The following is a 12,102-nucleotide window of genomic DNA, read 5'->3' as shown; positions in this document are numbered from 1 at the left end:
CAGCCTTTACTTCGGCTACTATGGAGGTAGACTATATCAGAGTTTATCAATAAAAGAAACATTAAATATCAGGATGTTATTTCTTAATGAGTGATGATGTTAAAATGAGTATTCTAGCCGTAGAGACGTAATACTTTACATCTAAAACAGAGTCCTATCAAGTATAGTATTATCAAAAAAGTCTGTCGAAAAATCATTTTCGACAGACTTTTTTGATAATACTATGCTTTGGCGTTTGGCGCAGTGGCGGATTACAGAGCACAAAACTGTCAATACACCCCAAAAGATGATGTGAGGCAGAATGTATAATTATCCAAGCTACCCGACATTTTGCCAAAGGCCTGTTGGTAGCAGGTGTTTTAGTCTTCTTGCTTGTTAAAAATAAATTTCACAATTCTGTTAGATGCTTTAGAAGTCGCTGTCTCAATATCGGATTTTGTCCAAGTGTCATTTGGGTAAGTGGTTAAATTTAAAGCTATTCCATACTTGCTGTCTTTGTAACCTGATTTACTATTTATAGAATTTTGCTTCTTTGTCTTAAACCATTCCATGCCAATGGACTTATTTATATCTTCTTCTAGTAATATTTTATTACCAATTTTATTTACTACACTGATAAACTCTTCTTTGGACACAAGATTTGCATCTTGTTGTATTGTTATTATGTTACGACCACTTGAAGGCATTATATGTTCAATATTTACATTTTCTGCAAAGTCAAACTTCAATCCTTTAGATTTAGCAAAAAGGTATTCGTTAAGAAACACAAGTAAATTCTTGTCGTAATCAATAACTTCATCATAAACAATTTTTTCATCCCAAACTTTGTTAATATGTTGGTTAAACTCATCTTTGATTGTCTCGATGGTAACATTTTTATCAACTAAATTTAAATTTTGAGCAAATAAGAATGTTTTAAACTTTGTACTTGAATAACCTGCATCGCCTATTTCTAAAAGAGTAAATAGTCTTAATAAACACTCACAAATATCTAAGATTTCATCTTCTGTAATTTCCGTTGTTTCGTAGCGATACAAATAACTTGATAGATATAATTTAACGTTTTCGTTGTACTTTAAAAGTAATTTGACCATGGGGAAATCTTTAACAATATTCCAATTATTTGTAACTTTAGATAAGTTATCACATAATAATTTTGGGTCACTTAATAATTTTCTTGGTGATTTAATTCCGTATTCATCTTCGTCTGTGTAATACCTCCTGAGTCCTGGTGTTGTTACATCAACAGATGATTCCTTTAAATACTCTTTAGTTATCGCACGATTGATATACATAAATTGCTGTAATACTGCATTAATGTCTATAATTTTTCGGCTGTTTAATTCATTAGCTAACTTGTTAATGTTTTCCCATTGATTATTAAATTCCTCTTTGTTGTCACCTGCGTTTGAGTAGAGTTTAGCCGAAATTATATCCGCATCCGAAAGCGGCATACCTGTTGAATTTAATGAATTAAACATTGTAATCGCTTGCTCAATTTGCCAACTTCGGATTTCTATAACTTGACATTTTTCCAAAAAAACATTAGCAAAACTATTTATTTGTGATTCCGATTTTTCCTCGAATTTGTTATAGAAGAATTTAAAGTTCTTAAAATGATTAGTGTATTTATTGTCTTTTTGTTTGCGTGGTATGATAGATACATTTGATTCTGCTGAATTAAAATTTTCAGCTTCAATTATTTTCTGTACTTCTCCTTTGTATTGTTCATTAATAGAGTTGTTCTCTAATAGAGTAATGTTTTTAGCTTTATTCCAATCATTTAAAATTTCAATTCTTCTTTCAACATTTGCTTTATATAATATGTTGATGATTTTGTTCCTATTTTCTTTTAATCCTTCTTCCAGTGCTTCGGATTGAGATGTATTTTTAAACTCACTTAGTACTTCTTGCAGTCTAATAAGCAATGCCTTAAGTAACAAAATGAATGTTGTTGTACGTTGTTGTCCATCAATTAAACTGAATTTACCTTTGTCTGTATCAGAACAATCAACAATTATTGTCCCAAAAAAGTATGGGTCTCCCGCACCTGAGGAAATGAATGCTTCAATATCTTGCCACAATTTATCACACTGGGTAACGCCCCAAGAGTATCCACGCTGATACTCTGGTATTACAAAGTTTTGTGTTTTGTCAAGTTTAAAATAATCACTGATTAATTTCAATTTTGGTTCAATGTCTTTTGCCATTTTCTTTTTAGTCGTTATTTTTAGGTTGGTAGGTTCTTTATAGAGAAGTCATCTTGACTTTTGATAGAATTGTTTAAAATAAAAAAGGTTGCTGATATTTGTTTTGCGAATCATACCAAGCAACTTTTTTATGTACTACGGACCTAGTAAAGATATAATAGAATTAGAAATAATTGGTTATTTACCTGAAAGAAAACGAGGCTTTAAGCCGTAAGTTTCTCTTAGTGAAATAATTAATTTTATTCTTTATAAGTTAAGACTGGTAACCACGTTAAGGGATTTAATGGCATTTATCACCTGCCGAAAGCTTATTTAGCACCCTTACTCTTCACTACAAGACTATTTTCGGACATTATCGTCGTTAGTTTAAAGAAGGTATTTGGAAAAAGTGTTTCATAGAACTTTTGATAAAAATACAAGTATTCTATCGATCCTTCAATGGTAAATTAGATGGATGTCATTCGTCATATATTCGCGGTGGCGAAGAAGTTGCTTATCAATGTAGAAAGAAATGAAAAGCTATCAATGCACTTCACTTGACTGATAAACAGGGGCTTGTACTAGCTATGTCAATACAAGTTGCAAGTAATCACAATGCTTTATTTAACATTGAGCAGACTTTTGAAGAACTTATTACGATGTTAGAGGATGCTACTATTTCAGTTGATGGGTTATTCATGAATGCTGATGCAGGTTTTGGATCAGAGAGCATACATCAACTATATCATCAAAAACAAATTATCGCCAATATTGCTCCTAATAAAAGGAACTCTACTGGCAATAATTGGTCTCATATCATGGACGAAGAACTCTACAAAGAAAGATATTCTTTTGAAAGAACTAATGCATGAATAGATAGTTACAGGTATTTGTTAAATCGATTCTATACAACACTTTCAAGTTGGATAGGATTTCACTTTATAGCTTTTATTATCATCGGAATGAAGAAAATAAAAAAGTCAAGATGACCTTACTTGTAGCTATCAACGCTTTAGATGCAACGCAATTCTTTTCTACAAATTTATGCACTGCTCAATTACAATTTACTAAGTCCTAATAAGCTCTAGCAAAAATTACACGACGAGATGAAGGATTTCCTGTATAAATACATTTGCCTGCTTCTTCTTTTGCATCCAAAGGAATACAACGAATCGTAGCTTTAGTTAATTCTTTGATTTTTTCTTCTGTTTCCGAAGTACCATCCCAGTGAGCCGAAATAAAACCAGGTTTTTCGTCCAGAGTTTTTACAAATTCATCCCAAGAATCAACTTCAAGGGTATTTTCTTTTCTGAAAGATAAAGCACGATTATAGATATTCTCTTGGATTTCTTCCAATAGATTTTGGATAACTTCTACCACGCCATCAATTTCATACGTCTTTTTCTCCTTTGTGTCACGACGTGCAATTTCAACCGTACCGTTGGCAAGGTCACGAGCGCCAATTGCCAAACGAACAGGAACACCTTTCAGCTCATACTCAGCAAATTTGAAACCTGGCGATTGTTTGTCAGAATTATCAAACTTGACAGAAATTCCCAATTTTTTCAAAGTTTTAACAATAGGTAAAACTTTCTCAGAAATAGCCTCTAATTGTTCAGCACCTTTGAAAATAGGTACGATTACCACTTGAATTGGCGCTAATTTTGGAGGTAATACTAAACCTTCATCATCAGAGTGAGCCATAATCAAAGCACCCATCAAACGAGTAGAAACGCCCCAAGAAGTACCCCAAACATAGTCTTGTTGGTTTTCTTTGTTAGAGAATTTCACGTCAAAAGCTTTGGCAAAATTTTGACCTAGGAAGTGAGAAGTACCAGCCTGTAAAGCCTTACCATCTTGCATCATTGCCTCGATACAGTAGGTATCATCTGCACCTGCAAAACGCTCGTTGGCCGTCTTTTTGCCACGGATAACAGGAACAGCCATAAATTCTTCAGCGAAAGTGGCATATACCTCCAACATTTGTTCGGTTTCGGCAATGGCTTCTTCTTTGGTAGCATGTGCTGTATGGCCTTCTTGCCACAAGAATTCGGCAGTACGTAAGAACAAGCGAGTACGCATTTCCCAACGCACAACATTTGCCCATTGGTTAATTAGTAAAGGAAGGTCACGGTATGACTGAATCCAGTTTTTATAAGTACTCCAGATAATAGCCTCAGAAGTTGGGCGAACCACTAACTCTTCTTCAAGGCGAGCATTGGGGTCAACAATTAATTTACCTTTATTTTCAGGGTCATTTTTCAGACGATAGTGAGTTACTACAGCACATTCTTTGGCAAAGCCCTCTGCATTTTTTTCTTCGGCTTCAAACAAACTTTTTGGTACAAAAAGCGGGAAGTAAGCATTAGTATGACCTGTTTCTTTGAACATATCGTCCAAAGCACGCTGCATTTTTTCCCAAATAGAATAACCATATGGTTTGATTACCATACAGCCTCTAACGGCAGAATTTTCGGCTAAATCGGCACGCTTAACAAGTTCGTTGTACCACTCAGAATAATTTTCGCTACGTTTTGGTAAGCCTTTGCTCATGGGTTGTATTATGGTTGGTTAATGCCTTTCTAGCTTAAAATGAGATTAGAATAACGCTAAATCGGCGAAAAATGTACAAAACTAATAGGGGAAAACGTTCTAATAATAGTCTTTTCTATAGAAAATGAAATATAAAATGGAGTATATGCTTCATTTTCAAAGCCTTGGACTATTGGAACATTTAAAGATTTAATTTTGTTAATGTTATGTTAATTATCTTGCAAAGATAACTTTTTGTAGTAAGTTTGTTATAAGATTTTTTTGTTAAGTTGTTCTTCGCATTGCTTTATCCACAAAAAGTACAATTTAAGGTATAATTAGTGAATCAACAGTTCGAATGTCTTACTTTCCAGAAAACACTGATTGCTGATACACTTTAAAATATTTTTGTATTACTGAAAATACTCCTACAATCTAAAATTCAAACAGCTATGAGCCTTCAGCATTCAATCAAATACCTTTCAGCCATTACGTTGATTGGTTTGGTTTGGGGTTGTAATACTTCCAAACAAGCAGTTGTTTCAAAAAGCTCAAGTGGTGAAGTTTACGATGACTTGTATGCATCTACAAGCGACGTTAGACCTGCTACTTTGGGCGGTCGCATATATAACGAGCAAGGTTACGACGAATCAACCTACCAAGCTCCTGTATATCGAAACAATGGTAATTCCTCTAATTCAGCACAGGGAACCAATGAATATTATTCTCAAAATTGGTTAAACTCTCGTACGGTTTATCAAAATCAAGACGATTATTCAGCAGGTTATAACAATGGTTATAACAACGGATTCAATAATGGTTTGGGATATAATTATGGCTTGAATAACTGGTATACGAACCCTACCATATCTTTTGGTTTGGGATTTAGTCGCTGGTCGCCATTTGGCTATTCTACCATGGGCTTTTATGATCCGTTTTATTCTAACTTCTACGACCCATTTTGGGGTTGGTCTAGCAGTCGTTGGATGTATGGAAACACGTTTGGTTATGGACCTTATGGGTATGGTGGTTTCTACGATCCGTTTGGGTACGGATTTGGATACTCTTCTTTGGCCTATGGAGGATATTACGGAGGTTACTATAACAACTACAACAATTATGTAGGTTCGGTTATTGGCGCCGAAACTCCAGCTAAATATCGTTCAAGACCTGCTTATTCGTCATCTGCTTATAACGCTGATTTTAACAACAACAGAGGCGCAGCCTATAACCGCGGAAGCCGTACAAACAACGATTATTACAGCAACAACAATAACTCAGACTATTATTCACGCCCTAGAAGAGACGGCGGCAGTTATACCTCTGGTACCACTACCAATTCTTCTCGAAGTACTAATAGTAGTTATTCTAATGGTCGTAATAGCTCATGGGATTGGTCGTCAAACAACAGCAACCGCACAACCAACTCAAACTCTACCTGGAACAATTCTTCTAGCAACAGTAGTTCTTCTTACAGCAGCGGAAGCTCAGGTGGTGGCGGTGGCGGAGGTCGCTCACGCGGTCCAAGATAATATTAACAAATGATTAACACTCGAAGCCTCGCAGAGTTGTACTTTGTGAGGCTTTTTTACGTTAAATTAGTAACAAAAGTCCGTTTGAATACCGCTATATAATGAGGGGTGTTTTCAATCTAGCTGTCCTTATTGTAAAGAATATGATTTTAAACCGTAAGAATAATATGAAAGATATTCGTAAAGTATTACTTGCGTCTCTGATGATAAATTCAATCAGCGCTAGTTTTGCACAAGATAATAATTATGATGCATTGTCGAGACTCTTTTCTCAAACTGCTCCAAGTGGTTCTGCTAGATTTCAGGCCTTAGGCGGCAGTCACTCGGCATTAGGAGCAGATATTTCGTCCAACTCCAGTAACCCTGCTGGTTTGGGTTTTTATACTCGTTCCGAATTTTCTATTTCTCCTTCTTTTCAAATAAATTCAAACGCTAGTAGTTATATCGATACCAAGAAAACAAATGCCAATACCGACAATTTTAATATAGCAAATATCGGTATTGTGTTTGGAGGACAAGAACCAAGATATAAGGATAGCTGGAGAGGTAGTTGGTCGATTTCTTATAATCGACAAAGCTCGTTGTACAACAAGGTGAGTTTTGCAGGGCGAAATCTTCAAAGTTCACTGATGGATAGTTTTGCAGAGATTACAAACCGTGATATTAAGGATAATGGTTTGTCTTTGCAAGATTTTGAAAATGGTTTACTCAACGATGCGCCTAGTTTTCTTTATCAGTCTGATATGTATTATTGGTCGTTTTTAGTTAATCCCAATGGTACAAGTACAGACCCTTTTGTTGGTGCCGAACAAGGTAAATCCGTAGACCAGCGATATGATTTTCAAGCATCTGGTAGAACCAGCCAATGGACAATTGGTTATGGAGGTACTGCCAATGAAAAGTTCTATATAGGTTTCTCTTTGGGATTACCAAGTTTTAGATATGAAACACAAACCGATTTTAGTGAAAATATTGTAAACTATGATGCGATTCGTTCTTTTGGTCTTTCTAAATATTTAACTACAACTGGACAAGGAATCAACCTAACAGTAGGTACGATCATCAAACCGACTAATAGCCTTCGAATAGGTGCAACAATCACAACGCCGACTTGGTACTCGATAGATGAAACTACTTCTTCAACGCTCAATGTGGATATTGACCCTACTAAAAATGGAGGAATTCGACTTTCTTCGGACGTATTATCGGGAGGAAATACGATTGGAAGTAAATTGGTGTCTTTAGGTTATGGAATTAATACCACTGGCGGTACTTCTTATATTACACGTATCCCAAGATTGTCGACACAACCCGTAAGCTCTAATTATGAATTAAGAACTCCCTTTAAAGCTAGTGGTGGGGTGGCCTATTTCTTCGATAAAAAAGGATTTATTTCAGCTGATGTCGAGTATGTAGCTTACAAGGGTATGAAATTAAGTACCAACATGAATGATGCTTATTTTAAAGGAGACTTGGACTTTTACACAAAATCTATTCAAAATACCTATCGAAATGTGTTGAATGTAAAACTAGGAGGTGAGTACAGAATTGGTTTGTTTGCGGCAAGAGGAGGTATTGCTTATTATCAAAATCCATATAATTCAAACTTTGATAACAATGCAGTAAATCGTGCAATGATGGTTTATTCGGCAGGTGTAGGAGTTAAAACAGGAACGTTCTATGTAGATTTGACAGGAATGTTTGGTAAAACACAACAAGCTTACAATCCTTATGTATTGAACGATTCGTCGTTATATGCAACGGCAATTATGGACCAAAGCTGGACAAGAGGTGTTTTGACTTTTGGAGTTTATTTTTAATAAATATAATTTTCAAAAAAGGGTTTCCAATTCGTTTGGAGACCCTTTTTTGATTTATGACTGTTTTTCACTGATTTCGTCTAACAACCAAAGTAGCTGTTGTACCTCGATATTCCCATCAATTTTGATATCGGCACGCATGTAATAAGGTAAACGTGTTTCGTATCTTTTCTTGATATCCTCAAATAAGGCCTGATTTCCACTACTTTTATTAATCAATGGACGATTGTTGGCATCAGATAATTTGATGCGTTTGAATAAATCCTCTGGCTGTACGTTGAGAAAAACACTTGTACCATTCGCCTTAATAAAATCCATATTATCAAAAAAGCAGGGTACACCACCGCCTGTAGCAATAACCAGTTTTTGATTAGGAGAAAATTGTTTCAAGATTTTACTTTCTATTTCCCTAAAATAATTTTCTCCGTTCCATTTAAAAATCTCAGGAATAGTCTGATTTTCATGTCGTTCGATTAGCTCGTCCATATCAACAAATTTGTATCCTATGGCTTTGGCTAATTGTCTTCCAAGCGTACTTTTGCCTGAAGAGGGCATTCCTACTAAAAAAATATTTTTCATTTTGGTTAACATCAAATGGCCTTTTCAGACTATTGCAATTTTGCTAAAACTTCCTCTTTATCAGGTGTAGCCTTGTTAGACCACTTGCCTTTGACAGTACCATCTTGTAATAACCAAATAACAGGATTGGCACGTGCAATGGTTTTTAAAACCTTTACATCAGCATTTAACACTACAACATCTAATTGATTTTGCTTGATAAAGTTTTGTGCAGCAGCATCTGTCGACGCAGTTACAAACCACACAGTAATATCTGAGCCTTTTAGTCCTTGAATCAATTGTTTGATTTCTTCGATATGTCCTAGATTAGCTTTTTCAACAAATGGGCTTACAATCATCAATTTTTTTCCAACAAAACTCTCTGCTTTATAATCAACAGAATCACCTGTTCTGTAAAGGTTGTAATCTGTAATTTTGGCTTTTGCAGCATCCTCATTCAACTGAATCATCTGTTTGTATTTCCAAGTTGTATCCGTTGGATACTCCATAAACTCTTGCTCCTTACCATCTTTTTCCATGATATATTTGAACTTAGGCGCTTCAGCAGGCTTCATGTTATTCTGAATATTTTCTCCGACAGCATAAGGTAAACCGTCGTTTACAGGCAAATAATTAACTGCATACGTTCCAAGCGCCAGACAAAATACTAAGGATGCAGCTACCGCCCAACCTGTTTTTTTGTCAGCAAAAATATGACGTTGCCATAGAATGATTAAAATAAAGAACATCAAAACCATATCCTTGATAAATGAAGTCCAAGGTTTGAGTTTGATTGCTTCTCCGAAACACCCACAGTCGGTAACCTTGTTGAAATAAGCTGAATAAAAGGTCAAAAAGCCAAAGAAAATTACTGTAGCAAGTAAAATCCATGAGGCACTTTTGAGTTTATACTGAACCAGTAAGCATACACCCAAAACTAACTCTAGCGTACACAAAAAGATAGATACATACAAGGCTAAAGGTACCCAGAAATGCCAAAATCCAGCCATCCAAGGAAAATCTGTGGCAAATACATCGAAGTATTCCTCCAACTTGATTTCGGTACCGATAGGGTCATTGAGTTTGATAAGTCCTGAAAAAATAAATATTACTCCAACAAAGATTCGGGAAAAGTGTGCGATGAATTTCATGATAGATAAAAAGGGGATTCTTGTATATATTAGGGCTAAATGGTGAAATGTTAGTTTGGATATAAAACCTTGACAACAAGCCCAAATAGGGCATAGTTGAAAGTATAGCTAAATATACAAGTATTCAACCAAAATACATTTCAAATATTTTTAAGATGAAAGAACAAAATTAAGCTAGGTCATTACAAAAAACTGTTAATGAACTGTTAAAATAGAAATGAAAATGGGATTATTATAGAATTTTAAATAGGCAATTAGGGTTGTACGAAGAATTCTAAAACTGTCTATTTCGGATATCGGATGTTGGATTTCGGAAGTTTAATTTTTTTTGTTTTGTAAAAAATTGAGGTATTTTACTTTATTTCCGAAATCAGAAATCCCAAATCCGCAATTATTGGAAATCCTTCGTACAGCACTAATAGGCAATGGTTAACAGTCTTGTTTTTGTACAAATATTAAAATCACTTTCAAATTATCCAATCTTCACATTTTCAAAATTACAGAAACCATTATTGCTGTTGTTGCTGTTGCTGAGCCATACCCATTTGGATAAGGCAAAAAACGGCATAGTTCAACATATCCTGATAGTTGGCTTCAACACCTTCAGATACCAATGTATGTCCTTGATTATCTTCGATTTGTTTAGTTCTAAAGATTTTCATCAAGATTAAATCTGTCATTGAACTTACACGCATCTCACGCCAAGCCTCACCATAATCATGGTTTTTATTCAATAATAAATTCAAAGTTTTACTCACTTGCTCGTCGTACAAATCGCCTAATTCTTGCTCAGAAAATTCCATTTGGCTAGAACCTTCCAATTGCTTTTGAATCATGGCAATAATGCAGTAATTGATGATACCAATAAATTCGCCTTCGATACCGTCATCAATTTTCTGAACACCTTTTTCTTGAATAGAACGAATACGTTGTGCTTTAATAAAAATCTGATCAGTCAGACTTGGCAAGCGAAGAATACGCCAAGAAGTGCCATAATCTTTATTTTTTTTCTGGAAAAGCTCTCTACAAATCGCAATTATTTGACGATACTCAAATTCGGTTTTTGTCATTTTGGGGAAATCTGTTGCTAAATATTTTTCATTTAATGAATCTCAGCAGGATACAGATAGGTTATCTATGTTTAACTTTTTATGCAAAAATACCGCATTCTGTTAAAAATTCTAACAATATTCTTTGAATCAGTCTTAGAATCTAGTTTAAGGATATCATTGTGTGGCAAGTTTAGAATTGCTTTTATCTTTGCAAAATTAAATTTATAGATTCTTATGACTACTCTAATTAATTGCCGTAGCAAACTTATTGACCTTGCTCATCCTCAAGTCATGGGGATTTTGAATATTACCCCTGATTCTTTTTTTGAAAGAAGTCGTGTACATACCGAAACAGAAATATTGAATCAGGCAGAAAAAATGTTGTCTGCTGGAGCTACCTTTCTGGATTTAGGGGGGCATTCGACTCGCCCTGGCGCAATGCCTGTATCGGAGGAGGAGGAAATCAAAAGAGTGTTGCCAGCCACAGAAATTATCCTCAAACATTTTCCCGAAGCATTAATCTCAATTGATACCTTTCGTTCTGAGGTGGCCAAAGCTTGTGTAGAAGCTGGTGCCGTAATGGTCAATGATGTTTCAGGCGGTTTGTTGGACGATAAAATGTATGAAACCGTAGCAAGTTTTGGTGATGTGCCTTATATCCTCATGCACATGCGTGGAACTATCGAAACTATGACGCAATTGACGCAGTATGATAACTTGGTATTGGATGTTTTGGATGAATTACAACTTAAAGTAGCTCAGTTAAGAAGTTTCAACCAACGTGATATAATCATAGATTTAGGATTTGGTTTTGCCAAAAATCTTGACCAAAATTATGAATTACTCAATCACTTACCCGATTTTAAAGTGATGAATTTACCGATGTTAGTTGGTGTTTCAAGAAAATCTATGATTTGGCGAAAATTAGATATTTTGGCTTCAGAAGCGCTCAACGGCACTACTGCGCTCAACGCTGTCGCTTTGATGAAGGGCGCCAATATCCTGAGAGTTCACGACGTAAAAGAAGCAATGGAGACCATTAGTTTGATTAAAGCTGTAAATGCGAGGTAAGTTAGTGAGCAAAATAAAATCTAATTTTTCTGTTTTAGGCACTAGGCAACAGGCACAAGGCAAAGAGTGTTAAAATATTTTTAAAAATCACAGACATACTTTTTTCCAAAGCCCACCGTCGAAAGCCGTTACCTGAAAGCACAAAGCACAATCTTAAATTTTATTTTGCCCACTAACTTAGGTTAATGGGCAAAGTA

Annotated in this window: 9 protein-coding genes; 4 read left to right on the top strand and 5 right to left on the bottom strand. The window is 35.2% G+C overall.

What is annotated here, in order from left to right:
• Positions 1 to 359 precede the first annotated feature (359 nt).
• Positions 360 to 2,210, bottom strand: coding sequence for a DUF262 domain-containing protein (locus ACOVQ4_RS04470; RefSeq protein WP_421819452.1), 1,851 nt, complete (start codon positions 2,208 to 2,210; stop codon positions 360 to 362).
• Between the two features lie 566 nt (positions 2,211 to 2,776).
• Between ACOVQ4_RS04470 and ACOVQ4_RS04465 the strand changes: the two genes are divergently transcribed.
• Entirely contained in the window at positions 2,777 to 3,061 is a 285-nt protein-coding gene (locus tag ACOVQ4_RS04465) for a hypothetical protein (protein WP_421819451.1), read from the top strand.
• A gap of 202 nt (positions 3,062 to 3,263) precedes the next feature.
• Here ACOVQ4_RS04465 and proS read toward each other — a convergent pair whose 3' ends face one another.
• Positions 3,264 to 4,742, bottom strand: coding sequence for a proline--tRNA ligase (gene proS / locus ACOVQ4_RS04460; RefSeq protein ID WP_421819450.1), 1,479 nt, complete (start codon positions 4,740 to 4,742; stop codon positions 3,264 to 3,266).
• Positions 4,743 to 5,173: 431 nt separating this feature from the next.
• Between proS and ACOVQ4_RS04455 the strand changes: the two genes are divergently transcribed.
• Both ACOVQ4_RS04455 and ACOVQ4_RS04450 read left to right on the top strand, forming a co-directional pair.
• Positions 5,174 to 6,253, top strand: coding sequence for a hypothetical protein (locus ACOVQ4_RS04455; RefSeq protein WP_421819449.1), 1,080 nt, complete (start codon positions 5,174 to 5,176; stop codon positions 6,251 to 6,253).
• Positions 6,254 to 6,420: 167 nt separating this feature from the next.
• Positions 6,421 to 8,073 (top strand): hypothetical protein, encoded by a 1,653-nt coding sequence (locus ACOVQ4_RS04450; protein WP_421819448.1) that lies wholly within the window; start codon positions 6,421 to 6,423, stop codon positions 8,071 to 8,073.
• Between the two features lie 54 nt (positions 8,074 to 8,127).
• Here the strand turns inward: ACOVQ4_RS04450 and ACOVQ4_RS04445 are convergent, their stop codons facing one another.
• The 3 genes from ACOVQ4_RS04445 to ACOVQ4_RS04435 all read right to left on the bottom strand — a co-directional run bounded on the left by ACOVQ4_RS04445 (position 8,128) and on the right by ACOVQ4_RS04435 (position 10,852).
• Complete coding sequence (locus ACOVQ4_RS04445; protein WP_421819447.1) at positions 8,128 to 8,652, bottom strand: shikimate kinase; 525 nt, start codon at positions 8,650 to 8,652, stop codon at positions 8,128 to 8,130.
• Between the two features lie 29 nt (positions 8,653 to 8,681).
• Positions 8,682 to 9,782, bottom strand: coding sequence for a BT_3928 family protein (locus ACOVQ4_RS04440; RefSeq protein WP_421819446.1), 1,101 nt, complete (start codon positions 9,780 to 9,782; stop codon positions 8,682 to 8,684).
• 509 nt (positions 9,783 to 10,291) lie between these two features.
• Positions 10,292 to 10,852, bottom strand: a complete 561-nt coding sequence (locus tag ACOVQ4_RS04435) for a DUF1599 domain-containing protein (RefSeq protein ID WP_421819445.1) — start codon at positions 10,850 to 10,852, stop codon at positions 10,292 to 10,294.
• Between the two features lie 216 nt (positions 10,853 to 11,068).
• Here ACOVQ4_RS04435 and folP point away from each other — a divergent pair, with 216 nt between their 5' ends.
• Entirely contained in the window at positions 11,069 to 11,905 is an 837-nt protein-coding gene (folP, locus tag ACOVQ4_RS04430) for a dihydropteroate synthase (protein ID WP_421819444.1), read from the top strand.
• Positions 11,906 to 12,102 lie beyond the last annotated feature (197 nt).

It is taken from the genome of Flectobacillus sp., assembly GCF_049240685.1.
In the GTDB taxonomy this organism is placed as follows: Bacteria; Bacteroidota; Bacteroidia; order Cytophagales; family Spirosomataceae; genus Flectobacillus.
This window is presented reverse-complemented; position numbering and strand designations above follow the sequence as displayed.